Origin of the sequence: Enterococcus sp. AZ196 (genome assembly GCF_050498845.1) — a bacterium.
Classification (GTDB): Bacteria; Bacillota; Bacilli; order Lactobacillales; family Enterococcaceae; genus Enterococcus_A; species Enterococcus_A murrayae.
Genome location: NZ_JBIPAM010000001.1, coordinates 289,057 through 303,308 on the forward strand (window position 1 = coordinate 289,057; position 14,252 = coordinate 303,308).

Annotated in this window: 18 protein-coding genes; 9 read left to right on the forward strand and 9 right to left on the reverse strand. The window is 38.1% G+C overall.

The features are described 5' to 3' along the window. Window positions 1-49 precede the first annotated feature (49 nt). Window positions 50-1,216, forward strand: a complete 1,167-nt coding sequence (locus IGI67_RS01385; protein ID WP_207110244.1) for a pyridoxal phosphate-dependent aminotransferase — start codon at window positions 50-52, stop codon at window positions 1,214-1,216. Between the two features lie 41 nt (window positions 1,217-1,257). On the opposite strand, the gene IGI67_RS01390 is transcribed toward IGI67_RS01385, so the two are convergent. After that, a complete protein-coding gene (locus IGI67_RS01390; RefSeq protein ID WP_207110243.1) occupies window positions 1,258-1,458 on the reverse strand; it encodes a hypothetical protein in 201 nt (66 codons plus the stop codon). A gap of 246 nt (window positions 1,459-1,704) precedes the next feature. On the opposite strand from IGI67_RS01390, the gene IGI67_RS01395 reads away from it, so the two are divergent. After that, entirely contained in the window at window positions 1,705-2,577 is an 873-nt protein-coding gene (locus tag IGI67_RS01395) for a phosphate ABC transporter substrate-binding protein PstS family protein (protein WP_429956510.1), read from the forward strand. A gap of 80 nt (window positions 2,578-2,657) precedes the next feature. Here the strand turns inward: IGI67_RS01395 and IGI67_RS01400 are convergent, their stop codons facing one another. Then, entirely contained in the window at window positions 2,658-4,394 is a 1,737-nt protein-coding gene (locus tag IGI67_RS01400; protein ID WP_429956511.1) for an ATP-binding protein, read from the reverse strand. Then, window positions 4,391-5,086, reverse strand: coding sequence for a response regulator transcription factor (locus tag IGI67_RS01405; protein ID WP_207110240.1), 696 nt, complete (start codon window positions 5,084-5,086; stop codon window positions 4,391-4,393). The genes IGI67_RS01400 and IGI67_RS01405 overlap by 4 nt, the downstream gene beginning before the upstream one ends. 121 nt (window positions 5,087-5,207) lie before the next feature. On the opposite strand from IGI67_RS01405, the gene IGI67_RS01410 reads away from it, so the two are divergent. The 3 genes from IGI67_RS01410 to ffh are packed head-to-tail and all read left to right on the forward strand — an operon-like array spanning window position 5,208 to window position 7,438. Continuing rightward, window positions 5,208-5,669 (forward strand): DUF523 domain-containing protein, encoded by a 462-nt coding sequence (locus IGI67_RS01410; RefSeq protein WP_429956512.1) that lies wholly within the window; start codon window positions 5,208-5,210, stop codon window positions 5,667-5,669. Further along, complete coding sequence (locus tag IGI67_RS01415; RefSeq protein WP_016180731.1) at window positions 5,669-6,007, forward strand: putative DNA-binding protein; 339 nt, start codon at window positions 5,669-5,671, stop codon at window positions 6,005-6,007. The genes IGI67_RS01410 and IGI67_RS01415 overlap by 1 nt, the downstream gene beginning before the upstream one ends. 15 nt (window positions 6,008-6,022) lie before the next feature. After that, window positions 6,023-7,438: a signal recognition particle protein gene (gene ffh, locus IGI67_RS01420; RefSeq protein ID WP_207110239.1), complete on the forward strand. Its 1,416-nt coding sequence runs from the start codon at window positions 6,023-6,025 to the stop codon at window positions 7,436-7,438. Window positions 7,439-7,614: 176 nt separating this feature from the next. On the opposite strand, the gene IGI67_RS01425 is transcribed toward ffh, so the two are convergent. The 4 genes from IGI67_RS01425 to IGI67_RS01440 are packed head-to-tail and all read right to left on the reverse strand — an operon-like array spanning window position 7,615 to window position 10,724. After that, complete coding sequence (locus IGI67_RS01425) at window positions 7,615-8,229, reverse strand: VanZ family protein (RefSeq protein ID WP_429958598.1); 615 nt, start codon at window positions 8,227-8,229, stop codon at window positions 7,615-7,617. A 7-nt stretch (window positions 8,230-8,236) separates the two neighbouring features. Next, window positions 8,237-9,460 carry an ABC transporter permease gene (locus IGI67_RS01430; protein ID WP_429956513.1) on the reverse strand — a complete coding sequence of 408 codons (1,224 nt, stop codon included), beginning with the start codon at window positions 9,458-9,460 and terminating at the stop codon, window positions 8,237-8,239. Further along, on the reverse strand, window positions 9,457-10,341 hold the full coding sequence (locus IGI67_RS01435) for an ATP-binding cassette domain-containing protein (RefSeq protein WP_429956514.1): 885 nt from the start codon (window positions 10,339-10,341) through the stop codon (window positions 9,457-9,459). Before IGI67_RS01435 ends, IGI67_RS01430 begins: the two co-directional genes overlap by 4 nt. Then, a complete protein-coding gene (locus IGI67_RS01440; RefSeq protein ID WP_207110236.1) occupies window positions 10,338-10,724 on the reverse strand; it encodes a GntR family transcriptional regulator in 387 nt (128 codons plus the stop codon). The genes IGI67_RS01435 and IGI67_RS01440 overlap by 4 nt, the downstream gene beginning before the upstream one ends. Window positions 10,725-10,865: 141 nt before the next feature. Here IGI67_RS01440 and IGI67_RS01445 point away from each other — a divergent pair, with 141 nt between their 5' ends. Continuing rightward, a complete protein-coding gene (locus IGI67_RS01445; RefSeq protein WP_429956515.1) occupies window positions 10,866-11,432 on the forward strand; it encodes a DNA-3-methyladenine glycosylase I in 567 nt (188 codons plus the stop codon). A 77-nt stretch (window positions 11,433-11,509) separates the two neighbouring features. Beyond that, window positions 11,510-12,022 carry a dihydrofolate reductase family protein gene (locus IGI67_RS01450; RefSeq protein ID WP_429956516.1) on the forward strand — a complete coding sequence of 171 codons (513 nt, stop codon included), beginning with the start codon at window positions 11,510-11,512 and terminating at the stop codon, window positions 12,020-12,022. 23 nt (window positions 12,023-12,045) lie between these two features. On the opposite strand, the gene IGI67_RS01455 is transcribed toward IGI67_RS01450, so the two are convergent. Together IGI67_RS01455 and IGI67_RS01460 are read right to left on the reverse strand one after the other, a co-directional pair. Next, on the reverse strand, window positions 12,046-12,693 hold the full coding sequence (locus IGI67_RS01455; protein ID WP_429956517.1) for a GNAT family N-acetyltransferase: 648 nt from the start codon (window positions 12,691-12,693) through the stop codon (window positions 12,046-12,048). A gap of 223 nt (window positions 12,694-12,916) precedes the next feature. Further along, window positions 12,917-13,471 (reverse strand): NADPH-dependent FMN reductase, encoded by a 555-nt coding sequence (locus IGI67_RS01460; RefSeq protein WP_429956518.1) that lies wholly within the window; start codon window positions 13,469-13,471, stop codon window positions 12,917-12,919. A gap of 191 nt (window positions 13,472-13,662) precedes the next feature. On the opposite strand from IGI67_RS01460, the gene rpsP reads away from it, so the two are divergent. Both rpsP and IGI67_RS01470 read left to right on the forward strand, forming a co-directional pair. Next, a complete protein-coding gene (gene rpsP, locus IGI67_RS01465; protein ID WP_088932887.1) occupies window positions 13,663-13,938 on the forward strand; it encodes a 30S ribosomal protein S16 in 276 nt (91 codons plus the stop codon). Between the two features lie 11 nt (window positions 13,939-13,949). Further along, window positions 13,950-14,195, forward strand: a complete 246-nt coding sequence (locus tag IGI67_RS01470) for a KH domain-containing protein (RefSeq protein WP_207110231.1) — start codon at window positions 13,950-13,952, stop codon at window positions 14,193-14,195. Window positions 14,196-14,252 lie beyond the last annotated feature (57 nt).

A 14,252-nucleotide genomic window follows, 5' to 3' on the forward strand; every position in this document is an offset into this window, starting at 1 on the left:
TTTACTATCTGAGAGATTGTGATAATATGATTAGAAATGGAGGGGTTATATGAATAAATTGCAAGATCGTTTTAACAAAAATGTGTATGAAATCGCCGTCTCACTGATTCGTCAATTTGACGAAAAGGTCTCTGGGATTCCTAATATGCTGAAGCTGACATTAGGCGAGCCGGATTTTAATACCCCTGAGCACGTCAAGGAAGCAGGTCAGCAGGCGATAAAAGATAATTTCAGTCATTATACTGGTATGTCTGGTTTGATGGATGTTCGAGAAGCAGCGAGCCGTTTTTTATCTGAAAAATATACAGTGAACTATGAACCGACAAACGAGGTTTTGGTAACTGTAGGCGCAACTGAAGCATTGTCAGCCAGCTTGTTGTCTATCTTAGAAGCTGGGGACAAGGTATTGCTTCCAGCACCAACTTATCCAGGATACGAACCATTGATTCTACTTGCAGGTGCTGAGCCTGTTTACATCGATACACGGGAAACTGGCTTTGTTTTAACACCAGAGCAAATCGATCAGGCGATGGCAGAGCATGGGGAGAAGGTCAAGGCAATCATTATCACCTCGCCTTCAAATCCAACGGGTGTGGCGTACAATGAGAAAGAGGTTTCCGCGTTAAGCCAGACATTGAAAAAGTATCCGATTTTTGTGATCAGCGACGAAATTTATAGTGAACTTAATTATGAGACAAAGCACGTTTCATTTGGAAAATATTTACGTGAACAGACCATTTTAATTAATGGACTGTCTAAATCTCATGCGATGACTGGCTGGCGTATTGGCTTTATTTTTGCACCAGCGGAATTGACTCAGCAGATTATCAAGGTTCACCAATATTTGGTAACAGCGGCCTCAACTATTTCACAAAAGGCTGCGGTTCGAGCGTTGGTACAAGGGATTTCTGATGCTGAAATAATGCGAGAAGAGTATCGTGAACGGCGCGATTTTGTTTATCAAGCGATGACCAAATTGGGATTTGAAGTGGCTCGTCCGTCAGGCGCATTTTATATCTTTGCTAAAATTCCAGCAGATCAAATACAGGATTCAATGGCCTTTTGTATTGAGTTAGCTGAAAAAAATCAATTAGCAATTATTCCAGGGATTGCCTTTGGTCCTGAAGGTGAAGGGTATGTTCGAATAAGTTATGCGGCTTCGATGGAAAATTTAGTTGAAGCCATGAATCGTCTAGCAGCATATATAAAAAAATAAATAGAAACGATCAAATCCTTTTCGATTTGATCGTTTCTATTTTACTTATTTAAATAGTTGAACAGACCGCTGATCGTTTTGTCAGTTAAGCTGATTTCTTTACCATCGACAATAGCTTTTACTACATGATAATAATCAGGCAGATCTGGGACTTCCTTTAATTGCGCTGCTATAAAATCGTTAGCACTAGCATACTCTTTTTCTTTTTCAGAATTGTTCAATTCATAGGTAATCTCTAGCATCTCTATTCGCTTCTCTCACTTAAAATTTTCATTGCATAGGTATTATACAATAAAACTAATAAAAAGTAAGTTATTTCGTCTTTACCAAACATTTACAGTTCTTTACCGATCATTTACATGCATTCAACAAGATATTTACGTTCCATTGTTAAAGTAACGATGTACTAAAAATAAGAGATGTGACATGAAGCATTGAGTCGATTTCTTAAAAAGGAATGCATTATCTATTATAAGGAGTGTACATGAATGAAGAAAATTATTTTAGCATTAGCATTTTCAGGGATTATACTAGCGGGCTGCAGCGATGGGGGCGCAACAAAGGACTCTAGCTCAGCTAAAGAGGATACAGCAAAAATTACTGCCGTTGGTTCAACAGCCTTACAGCCGTTAGTCGATGCTGCTCAAGAAAGCTATACACAAGAGCATCCCAACGTTCAGATCTCTGTTCAAGGCGGCGGTAGTGGAACAGGGTTGAGTCAAGTTGAGAGCGGCTCGGTAGAAATCGGTAATTCAGATGTTTTCGCTGAAGAAAAGGATGGCGTGGATGCTGACAAATTAGTTGATCACAAAGTTGCAGTAGTCGGTTTTGTTCCAGTCGTTAATAAGGATGTTGGCGTGAAAGATGTTACTAAACAGCAATTAATCGATATCTTTACAGGAAAGATTAAAAATTGGAATGAGCTTGGTGGAAAAGACGAAGCCATTCAAGTTGTAAACCGTGCTTCAGGTAGTGGAACTCGTGCAACTTTTGAGAAATGGGGACTAGACGGAAAAGAACCAATTCAGTCACAGGAACAGGATTCATCGGGTACGGTGAAAAAAATCGTGGCGCAAACTCCAGGAGCGATCAGCTACCTTGCTTTATCTTATGTGGATGACAGTCTGCAAGCATTGCAATTAGATGGTGTAACAGCTAACGACAAAAATATTACTACGAATAAATGGCCAATCTGGTCCTATGAACATATGTATACGAACGGTAAGCCAGAAAAAGCGCTAGCAGACTTCTTGAAATATATGACAAGTGATGAAATACAATCAGGACCGGTAAAAGAATTGGGCTACTTGCCAATTACTTCAATGAAGGTAGAACGATCTGTTGACGGTACAGTGAAATAACCATTTTTGCAAAAGTGAGCAAAATGACGTAACAGCTTCCCCAAAAATGAAAAAGGATCGCGGAAAAATCTCCGCGGTCCTTATTTGTTTGGTAATTTAAGAGTAAAAGTCGAGCCGAGTTTCGGATGACTTTCCACTGTGACTGTTCCTCCAAGAATCTCGCTGTACTCCTTGACGATAGCAAGTCCTAGTCCAGTACCGCCCGAGTGTCGAGCACGAGCCTTGTCTACGCGATAGAAGCGTTCGAAGATACGTTTTTGATCGTCTTTTGACATCCCGATTCCGTGATCAGTGACAGTGAATTCTAATTGGTCATTTAGTCGATAGCTTAATTCAATCAAACTATTCTCAGGAGAATATTGAATCGAATTCTCTAAAAGGTTTTTAACGATTGGTTGGAAAAAGGTCAAACGGGTTTGATAGAAACAATTCTCCGCACCATCGATTGTAACTGTGATTTGTTTACTCTTTAGTAAATGCTCATACAACTCTATTTGCTGATGGAGAAAATAGTTCAGTTCGATCGTTTGCCGGTCCTCAGCTAAATCATTGCTATCCTTTGAAAGTTCAATAATGTCTTGAATCAATCGCTGCAACCGTTTGGCATCATTTTGCATGATAGTCAAAAATTCTTCAGTCAAGTCAGGATCATCTTTAGCACCATCTAACAAGGTTTCAGTAAATCCTAATAAGGACGTTACCGGTGTTTTTAATTCATGAGAGACATTTCCAACAAAATCACGTTGAATTTTTTCTAATCGGCGAACGTGGGTCAGATCATAGACGGTCCCCATAATTTGATCACCTTTGATTTCATTCTCGAGATAACGTAAACGAATATCCAAATTCATCGAACTAGGGAGTTTTGTTGAAATTTCTTGATGTACCTGATTTTTATCCACCAATACTTGTTGAATTAATTGAATAAACTTGTTATCCTCAATAACCTGCCAATAGTAGTGTTGACTGGCACCGCCAATTTGCAATAATTCTTCCATTGCCGGATTGATCATAGTAAATCGTCCTTCGGTATCGATAATGAAGACGCCGATTGTCAACTCGTGAAAAAGCGTTGAAAATTGTTCTTCTGTCGATGTGTAAGCAGCATAGGTTTCATTCAACTGTTCGCTGATTTGATTGACTGCGACATAGAGCTCTTGCCATTGCGGCGAATTTTGCATGACATAGTTACTTTTTTCAGGCTCTTTCAACATTCGTTGTAAGACGGGAAGGACTGTTTCAATTGGGCGATTTCGTTGATAGATCAAATAACAGATAATTAAATAAATGAAGACATAAAATAAAAATAAGATAATAAAAATCGTTCGTTGAAAGTTTCGTGTTTTTGGTTGAAAAGCCGAGGTCCTTTTTGCCACGCGTAAGATACCTACTGTAGCATCTTTCGTTCGGATCGGTTGTGCCGTATAAAGCAACTCGGCTTTTAGCGTTGTGCTATGGCGAACAGACGAGCCAACATCGTTGCTGTTTAAAACAATTTTTACCTCCGGGCGATTCTCCCGACTACCTGAAAGATTCGGTTCTGTACTATCAAAAATAATTTTGCCTTTCGCATCTAACAGTGTGATCCGATCATTCGCTTCTTTAGAAAAACTCTCAATTACCTCTCGATTACTGGTTGAATCCAGCTGATTCAAATCTAGTCGATGGATTATAAGCTCGCCATTACTGGTCAAGAATTCTTCCTGCTGTTCCAATAATTCCTTAGTGTAGAAATGGTTTGCTAATTTCCAACTGCCTAAAAAGAGCAGGCAGATAAGGAGAAAGGGAATAAGGTAGTCTAAGTGTTTACGTTTCATTGGGCGGGCACCTGAAATTTATAGCCAAAGCCTCGAACAGTCTGTAAATATTGTGGATGCTTTGGATCAACTTCAATTTTTTCTCGTAAATGTGAAACGTGCACATCTACGATTCGACTTTGACCAGAAAAATCGTATTGCCAAATGCGATCAAGCAGGGTATCACGATCGATTACACGTTCTTTACGTTTCATGAAGTAAACGAGTAATTCAAATTCTTTCGGTGTCAATTCGATTTTTTCTCCTCGAACGGTCACTTGATAATTAGAAAGATCTGCCTTGATTTCGCCTGCTGTCAGAAATTCGTGTTCAATAACTTCCTGACGTGGTTCCACTCTTCGGAAGATTGCCTTCATTCTGGCTAGTACTTCCCGAGGTGAAAATGGTTTAGTTAAGTAATCATCGGCACCAATCTCCAACCCTAAAATACGATCGATAGCATCGTCCTTAGCTGTGAGCATTAGAATAGGTGTGTCGACTTTTTCTTGCCGTAATTTTTTGGCGATTTCTAAACCGTCCATCGATGGCAGCATTACATCTAAAATAATGAAATCAAATTTTTCATTCAAGGCCAGCTCATAGCCTTCTTTACCATCTTCAGCAGTAGTGACAGCGTAACCTTCTTTTTCTAAATTAAAACTTAGCAACTTTACGATCGAAAGCTCATCGTCAACGACTAATACACGTTTCATAAGGGTCTCCTTTTTTAAGAACTTTTCATTTGTGAAAGACTATTTCCATACCTGAATAAATGGTATAATGGGAAAGCAGTTTTGTCACCTATTTTCTATTAATTTGATGGGAGAAATAATGATGCTGGGAATTAGTGCTTGTCTAGGCGGTGTATTTTGTCGCTATGATGGCGGATCGAATGAGATCACGGCGCTGAAAAAGTTAGTTGAAGCGGGTCAAGCAATCATGATTTGTCCAGAAGTCTTAGGTGGTTTGCCAACACCTCGGCATCCTGCAGAGATACAAGGCGGCGATGGCTTTGATGTGTGGCAGGGACAGGCACGGGTTTTGGATAATGAGGGAAATGATTTAACTGAAGCTTTTAAACAAGGTGCGATCAAAGCATACGAAGAATTACAGAAATTGCAGATCACAGGCTTGATTCTAAAAGAAAAAAGTCCATCCTGCGGCAGCAGCTTGGTCTATGATGGCAGCTTCTCAGGTATGCGAATTAAAGGAGCAGGGGTAGCAACAGCCTATTTTATTCAGCAAGGTCTACTTGTTTATTCTGAGGAAAATTGGCTAGAAATGAGGATGACGTAATGGAAATCGAAAAGACAAATCGTATGAATGCGTTGTTTGAATTTTATGCAACGCTGTTAACGGAAAAGCAAATGAACTATATGGAGCTGTACTATGCTGATGATTTTTCTTTAGGGGAAATTGCCGAGGAATATCAGGTGAGTCGTCAGGCAGTTTATGATAATATCAAAAGAACAGAAAAAATATTGGAAGATTATGAGCGTAAGCTGCATCTGTTCTCTGATTATATTGTGCGAGAAGAGCAGTTGGATAAATTGGCACTTTATGTGACCGAGCATTATCCTAAAGATGAGTTTTTAGCCGAAACAATTACTGGCTTACAAGATTTAGATGAATAGAAAGGAAAATAAGCAATGGCATTTGAAAGTTTAACGCAGCGCCTGCAAGCTGCGATGGGGAAGTTACGGAAAAAGGGAAAAGTTACTGAATCAGATATTACCGAAATGATGCGAGAAATTCGTCTGGCATTGTTAGAAGCCGATGTTAACTTGCAAGTTGTGAAGCAGTTTACCAAAGAAGTGCGTACGCGTGCATTGGGTGTGGAAGTTTTAGAAAGCTTGACGCCCGCACAACAAATTGTAAAAATTGTTGATGAAGAATTAACCAAAACGTTAGGATCAGAAGCGGTAGGTATCGAAAAATCACCAAAAATCCCAACGGTTATCATGATGGCTGGTTTGCAAGGGGCAGGTAAGACAACCTTTGCTGGGAAGCTTGCGAATCAATTGATCAAAAATGAAAAAGCTCGTCCATTAATGATCGCAGGTGACGTATATCGTCCGGCAGCTATTGATCAATTAAAAGTTTTAGGTCAACAACTGAATGTTCCAGTCTTTGATATGGGGACAGATGTTAGTCCGGTAGAGATTGTCCGCCAAGGGATGGAACAAGCCCGCGAAAATAAAAACGACTATGTCTTGATTGATACGGCTGGTCGCTTGCATATTGATGAAGCTTTGATGGATGAGTTAAAACAAATCAAAGAAATTGCGCAACCAAATGAAATTCTTTTAGTCGTTGACGCGATGACTGGTCAGGATGCTGTCAATGTTGCACAAAGTTTCAACGAACAGCTGGGAATTACTGGGGTAGTCATCACTAAATTAGATGGTGATACTCGTGGTGGTGCGGCGCTATCGATTCGTGCTGTAACAGGTGCGCCAATCAAATTTATCGGTTCAGGTGAGAAGTTAACGGACCTTGAAGTTTTCCATCCAGATCGAATGTCCAGCCGAATCCTAGGTATGGGAGATATGCTGACTCTGATCGAGAAGGCTCAGCAAGATTATGATGAGAAAAAGGCTGAAGAGCTTGCTCGTAAGATGAAGGAAAACAGCTTTGACTTCAATGACTTCATTGAGCAATTGGATCAAGTAATGGGCATGGGGCCAATCGAAGACCTACTGAAAATGATTCCTGGTATGAGTCAAATGCCTGGTATTGAAAATGTCAAGGTTGATCCAAAGGACGTCGAGCGTAAGAAAGCAATGGTTTTTTCAATGACGCCAGCTGAACGAGAAAACCCAGATTTGTTAAATCCAAGTCGTCGTCGCCGTATTGCGGCAGGTTCTGGAAACTCTGTGGTTGAAGTTAATCGTATGATTAAGCAATTTAAAGAATCCCGCAAAATGATGCAGCAAATGAGCAAAGGCAGCATGCCTGCCGGAATGGATCAAATGTTTGGTTCTGGTATCAAAGGGAAAATGGGCAAGATGGCTATGAATCGTATGGTCAAGAAGAGTAAGAAAAAGAAGAAGAAACGGAAATAAGAGAATAGCAATAGCGTCTGTCTCAAAAACTGAGACGGACGCTATTTTTGTCAGTTGCATTTTTGCCGTTTGTTTAAACGAGAGATGAATCGGTCATTTTATACTAAATCACTGATATGTGTAGAATGCATTATTATACGAACGATGATTGCTCTCTTTAAAAAAAGGGCTCCTTATTAAGATACTAGCCGTAGGAAGTATCGCCAGTGATAAAGGAAGAAAACACCAGTGAGACTTAAAAATAGATAGATTTGTGGTTCTTGTCTAGGAAAAACTTGAATTTCTTTAGGAGCTCTGTGAATGATTTTCTTACTGAGCTTCCAAAGGAAAAAACCAATAAACGCACCAAGCGTATTCATAAGCAAATCATCAATATCAGTTGCTCGCCGATTAAAAAGCTGAAGAAACTCAATCATCAATGAAAATTCACAGCCTAGCAACACTACAAAGCCTAACCTGCGACACTGCTTCCAGATCAACGGCAATAAAAATCCTAATGGAGTGAACATGATAATATTAAGAACATTCAGCATCCCAACACCAGTTTGGAAGGGGGAAAGATTAATTTCTTCAGGGCGAATCAAATCTGGGTAGCTGAGAATATCTTCAAGGGTTCCAACACCAGTAACATTTATAACTAAATAAAGATAGAATAAAAAGATCCAGCGCCAAACCATCGAAGAAATAAAAATGGTTTCTTCTTTTCTTTTTAATACGAAGGCTTGATAGATCAAACAAGGTAAAAAGATACAAGCGATAAGATAAAGTCTGAATAGAATATCTAGGATCATCAAAGAATTACCCCAATTTTTGGTTTAGTTTATTGAATGCACCCGAAAGAACTTTGAAAAATTTTCGGGAAAAGATTAAGATTGCACAGACACAACCGACTATTAAAGTGATAACAACGTTTGTCAGGATAGGATCGCTGATAGACACGTCAACCTGTTCATAATTCTTCTTGCTAAAAAAGTAAAGCCAAGGATCAAAGAAACTAGTATTAAGAATAAATGAGGTAAAAATTGTCATTATCCCCCAAATCGGCCAACGGGATTCTTTGTGCAGTAGATAGGCATTATCGTTTTCCAGCGAGATGGTCTGATATTTTTTGAATATCCAAAATATAAGCAGTGAACTGAGTAAAATAAATAGTACATTCATCCACCAATGTCCCCCCATTTTCCCTACTGAGTAAACAAACAAAGTTTCAGAGAATTGTTTATGCGAGATTTGTTTTGCTGCATAGATGATATTTCCCATACTGTAAGCACTATTTGGAAAAGAAAGCATCATCCACCAATATACTGCCCAAGTTAAAGGACCGAAAACAGTATTTCCAACCATTGCTCCAATAAAGGCGCTGCTGGAAAACATGAAGAATAGCAAACAAAAGTTGCTAACGACGGAAGTTATTAGTTGTCCTAGAGTTGCATTCATATATGGCGCAGGAATTATTGTATGAATCAAAATGGCATAAAGTGATTGTCCAACTAGGAGCGAAATCAGAAGTGGTAACGCGATATATAAAATTTTTTTCTTAAACAAATCTTTTCTTGAAATTCCTAATGAGAATAAAAATTGATTGAATCCAGTTTTTTGATCAATAAAAAAGAGCAAAAAACCAGTTAAGGGAATAAAGAATAATAGAAATGCTTCAGACCTATAAGAGAAATTTGAAGCATAAGGAAACTTGTTTGAATAGTTGGATGCTTTTGAAAGTATTTCAAAAGTGACTCCTTCCTGTGTATAGAAAGAACCAGGTGAGCCAATACCATAAAATGTAAGTTTTCTTTGACGATAATCCCTATAAGAAGTAAATGGCATTTCTTTCATTTTTTCGTTATCCCATGAGGTCAGACTTTCTTTGTGCACTTCATAGAATTCCTTATCATTCGGATCACTATAAGCATTTTCCCACTGATTATTTTGGATTATAACATTGAAGAGGCATGATCCAATTATTAGAATACATGCAGCAATCAAAACTTTCTTATAGCGTTCTAAATAAATTGATCGGATCATTTCAAATGCCCCTTTCTGGATGACTTCAAATTTGCCTCGAAAATATCTTCCAAGGTTAAAGGTAGTTCTTCATAAACAAGCGGTTCAAATCCTTTAATTGCCGTTTCAAGTTCTTCTGAAAAGTTCTCAAAAACGACAGTAACGACACGCCCTTGAAAATCGAGCATTTTAGAATTTTCTTTTACTATAGCTGGAACCTTTTTTGTTTTGAATACAAGCTGAAGTTTTTTGGCCTTTTCACGCATTTCTTCTAAACGATAATCTTTGATGATTGCTTGATTTTTTAAAAGCAGGACACGATCTACCAAACTCTCTAATTCGGCTAAATTATGTGAGGCGATCATAGCGGTTCTTGAATATTCGACAAGATGTTCCATTAGTAAACCGATCACTTCCTTTTTAATAATGACATCTAATCCATCGAAAGGCTCATCCAATAATAAATATTGTGCATTCGAACAGATTGCTAGAATGATTTGAAATAGAGCTTGTTCTCCCTTTGATAATTGTCGATAATTTTGAATTAATGAAAAATTATGCTTTTTCACTAATTCAACAAACAGTGCTTGATCAAACTTTGGATAAGCTAATTGATAAAATTTGCCGATTTTTTGAATAGAATATGTCCGTAAAAAATTTTCTTTTTCATCAATAAAAAAGATTTCTTGTTTAACAGCTGGATGTTCAAACACCGATTCTTGATCAATTAGAATATCGCCCTCATCAGGCAAATAGTGCCCAGCAAGTATTCGGAATAAGGTAGTTTTCCCCGAACCGTTTCGACCAACAAGACCAACAATTTCATTATCATTTAATGTGAACTCAATATCTTTTAGGACAGAGAGCTGATCGATTGTTTTTGCTAAATTTTTGACAATCAAGATGACTGACCTCCTAATTTTTTTTCTGCCTCTTGTATCCATTGCAGTAATTCTTCTTGCGTGACTTGTAAATGATGTGCTTCAATAACTAATTCATTTAGCGTATTTTTCAGTTCTTGAACACGAATTTCGTCTCGAGGTAATTCCTCAATTGCACGAACAAAGGTACCTTTCCCTTTGACAGTGACTAAAACTTTCTCTGCTTCAAGTACTTTATAGGCCTTACTTATGGTATTTGGGTTCATCAATAACTGCTTGGCCATCTCTCTGACTGATGGGATTTTGTCTCCCGGCTGCAGAATCCCATGTAAAATATCCTCTTTGATTCCTAATACTAGCTGCTCGTAGTAAGCTCGACTACTATTTTTATCGATTCGAACCATATCGTCACCACCTTATTAGGTTGTTCGTGTGTACTAGTATACATAGTACACTTAGTTTAAGCAATGACTTTTTTTCGATTTCTGATATACTGGAGGGGAGCGTATGTTCGTTTTTTGAAACTGAGATTAGGAGTGATGAAGATGTATCGTTGTCAATGGTCAGGGAGTAATGAGAATATGCAAGTCTATCATGATACGGTGTGGGGTGTTCCGGAATATGATGATCAACGCCTGTTTAGAAAGCTAGTTTTAGATATGAATCAAGCAGGATTAAGTTGGCAAACTATTTTGAATAAGATGGATAATTTTGATCAGGCGTATGAACAATTTGAGATTGAGAAGGTTGCCAGTTTTGATGAAGCAAAAATAGAAGAGTTAATGCTGGATGCTGGAATCATTCGCAATCGTCGCAAAATCGAAGCTGCAATCATCAATGCACAGAAAATTCTAGAGATGCAGGCAGCGGGGTTAAGTTTTTCTGATTATTTATGGGGCTTCACCAATCATCAAGTCATTGATAATAAAATAGGCGCCATTTCAGAGGTGCCTGCTAAAACTGAACTATCAGACAAAATTGCTAAAGATTTAAAGAAACGTGGGTTTAAGTTTGTTGGTAGTACAACGATCTATGCTTTTTTACAAGCTGTTGGAATCGTTAACGATCATGAAATGGCGTGCTTTCGTCACGAAGAAGTGAAAACGTATTGATTTTTACTTTAAGCAATCTTCTTGAATACTTTTCTACAGTTGATAAAATTAAGCAATAAAGGAAAGAGGTGGACTCAGTGGCAAGAGCCGTTTTTTATGGAGCAATCAGCTTAGATGGTTATTTGGCGGATAAAGAGGATCGATTAGAATGGTTATATCGTCAAGAAGGTGGAGAACTTGTTCCTTATGATGAGTTTTATCAAATGATTGATTATACGATGATGGGCAGACGAACCTATGAAGCCGTTAAGCGGGATGCAGAGCTTGAAGACATTTATCCAGAAAAAGAAAACTATGTATTCAGCCGTTCGGGTATAGAGGTTGATGAGAACCTTCATGTTGTCGCGAAAGATCCAGTTGAGTTTATTAAAGAGCTTCCTGCAAATAAAACTGTTTGGGTAGTCGGCGGAGGAGCCCTTTTGAAGCCAGTGATTGAAGCAGGGCTGATTGAAGAATGGTGGATACAAATTGTACCAATTTTATTAGGAGAGGGTGTTCCTTTATTTTTACCTCAAACCAATCAACAAAAATTACAGCTGTTAGAAACAGAACAGTTTGGGCAGTTTGCTCAGTTGCATTTAAAAAAATAAAAAAGCCAGATTTCTGGCTTTTTTTAATACTCATTAATATCTATTTCGCTAGCTGCGGCTTCAAATTTTGCTTGGCAGGGTAGTAACTGTTTTTTCTTATTCGGAAAAGTTTGATCAAAATCTTCTAAACCTTCAAGATTCGGGTACATTCCTTCAGAAAAATAGATTTTACCATGAATCTTATCAAGAGCTCCAGCCTTCAATGGCAAAGCCATAATTCCTGTATAAAATTTCCCATCAGGCATAGAAATATTGTATTTTTTGGTACCGACAAATCCATAAGGATGATAGTGATAAGTAAAACCGCTAATCACGATTGCTTCATAGTCTAGACGTTTCGCCTCAGCAATAGAATGCTGGATCAACATTCGTCCATAGCCTTGTCGATGATACTTGGGGTGAATGCTAACGGGACCAAAGGAAATAATAGGATATTCAGTTCCATTGTAATCGATAATCATTGCTTTACTGTAAAAGATACTACCGATGATTTTTCCATCCAATTCGATGACGAATGTTAATTCTGGAATAAAATCAGGGTGTTTGCGGAGAGTGTGTGCGAGGTAATGTTCTTCAGCACCAGGCACATATAAATTCCAGAAAGCCTCTCTTGTAATTTCCTCAACTTGGCGATAATCTTGTTCTTCTTCAAGTCTAATAGTAATGGACAAATAATCCCTCCCAGATAGTTTATTAACAAGTATATCACAGTTTTTTTCTTAAAAGAGGGGCTGATCCAACAAGAAACATTCGTTAGAACCACCAATTTCTTATCAAATAAAAAAGGCAAACGAACATTTACTATCGAAATCAATAGCTATATGATCGTTTGCTCTCGTTTTGTTAAGTATTTTTCAAAAGACTTTTGAATCAGTTAATTCAAAGCTTATTAGACTATTTCACTAATTTGTTGAAGAATTCAACGTATTTATCAGTAATCATCTTAAAGAAGTCCACTGTACCGTCGGCAATGTGTCCATCATTGTCGACTAAGTTCATGATGCCGCCAATATAAGCTTCAGGTTGTTGTAAAGTTGGAACGTCTAAGAATACTAATGATTGACGCAAAGCATGGTTTGCACCAAAGCCACCAGGGCCGCCAGGTGATACGGTTACTACTAAACCTGGTTTTCCACCCCAAACACTGCTTCCCATAGGACGAGAACCAACGTCTAATGCATTTTTCAATGCAGCTGGAACAGAACGATTATACTCAGGCGTTACGAAGAACAAGCCGTCGACTTCGCTAACGTCCTTACGAAAACGAGACCAAGCTTCAGGAACGGAGCCCTCAACTTCAAGGTCTTCATTGTAAAATGGAAGATCTCCGATTTCGATAAATTTTGCTTCGAATCCTTCAGGTAATAATTCTGCAAATTTTTTTGCAACGATTTTGTTGTAAGAGTCTTTTCTTAAGCTTCCCACTAAGATACCAATTGTCTTTGTCATAATAATTCCTCCTAATCTGAAATAACATTACGTTTGTTATTCGATGTATTAATCTTACAAAAAATAAGTAAAAGGTGCAAAAGATATGCTTACGAAGAAAAATCAAGCTGTAAAGAAAAAACTCTTTACAGCTAACTCAAAGCGTGTTAGACTACATCTTGTGATTAATTATATGGAGGTGTAGTTATACAATGGCAGTTAAAATTCGCTTGAAACGTATGGGTTCTAAAAAGAAACCTTTCTACCGTATCGTTGTTGCTGATTCTCGTTCTCCTCGTGATGGACGTTTTATCGAAACTGTGGGTACTTACAATCCTTTGAAAGACCCTGCAGAAGTCGTATTAAAAGAAGAAGATGTTTTAAACTGGTTACAAAAAGGTGCACAACCTTCTGATACAGTTCGTAACATTCTTTCTAAAGAAGGCATCATGCAAAAACACCACGACGCTAAATTCGCTAAGAAATAAGGTGATCAATTATGCAAGATTTAACTAACCTTGTGTTGACCATTGTCCACCCTTTGGTGACAAAACCTGAAGAAGTGAAATTAGAGATCGAAGAGTCTAACGATTTCTTAGAGTACAACTTAACTGTTGCACCTGAAGATATCGGTAGAATTATCGGAAAACAAGGCCGAGTGGCAAAGGCGATCCGTACGATCGTTTATAGTGTTCGGACAAATGGACCGAAAAAAGTTCGTCTTAACATCGTGGATGGTAAATAAAGTAAAGCACTCGAGTCAGTTTGATTCGAGTGTTTTTTCGTTAAAAATACGGTAAAC

Coding starts and splice junctions, on each gene's coding strand:
- IGI67_RS01430 (WP_429956513.1), bottom strand. CDS start 9,460: ATGATCCGATCAATTTATTTAGAACGCTATAAGAAAGTTTTGATTGCT.
- IGI67_RS01390 (WP_207110243.1), bottom strand. CDS start 1,458: ATGCTAGAGATTACCTATGAATTGAACAATTCTGAAAAAGAAAAAGAG.
- IGI67_RS01445 (WP_429956515.1), top strand. CDS start 10,866: ATGTATCGTTGTCAATGGTCAGGGAGTAATGAGAATATGCAAGTCTAT.
- IGI67_RS01470 (WP_207110231.1), top strand. CDS start 13,950: ATGCAAGATTTAACTAACCTTGTGTTGACCATTGTCCACCCTTTGGTG.
- ffh (WP_207110239.1), top strand. CDS start 6,023: ATGGCATTTGAAAGTTTAACGCAGCGCCTGCAAGCTGCGATGGGGAAG.
- IGI67_RS01440 (WP_207110236.1), bottom strand. CDS start 10,724: ATGGTTCGAATCGATAAAAATAGTAGTCGAGCTTACTACGAGCAGCTA.
- IGI67_RS01400 (WP_429956511.1), bottom strand. CDS start 4,394: ATGAAACGTAAACACTTAGACTACCTTATTCCCTTTCTCCTTATCTGC.
- IGI67_RS01385 (WP_207110244.1), top strand. CDS start 50: ATGAATAAATTGCAAGATCGTTTTAACAAAAATGTGTATGAAATCGCC.
- IGI67_RS01405 (WP_207110240.1), bottom strand. CDS start 5,086: ATGAAACGTGTATTAGTCGTTGACGATGAGCTTTCGATCGTAAAGTTG.
- IGI67_RS01460 (WP_429956518.1), bottom strand. CDS start 13,471: ATGACAAAGACAATTGGTATCTTAGTGGGAAGCTTAAGAAAAGACTCT.
- IGI67_RS01395 (WP_429956510.1), top strand. CDS start 1,705: ATGAAGAAAATTATTTTAGCATTAGCATTTTCAGGGATTATACTAGCG.
- IGI67_RS01415 (WP_016180731.1), top strand. CDS start 5,669: ATGGAAATCGAAAAGACAAATCGTATGAATGCGTTGTTTGAATTTTAT.
- IGI67_RS01410 (WP_429956512.1), top strand. CDS start 5,208: ATGCTGGGAATTAGTGCTTGTCTAGGCGGTGTATTTTGTCGCTATGAT.
- IGI67_RS01425 (WP_429958598.1), bottom strand. CDS start 8,229: ATGATCCTAGATATTCTATTCAGACTTTATCTTATCGCTTGTATCTTT.
- rpsP (WP_088932887.1), top strand. CDS start 13,663: ATGGCAGTTAAAATTCGCTTGAAACGTATGGGTTCTAAAAAGAAACCT.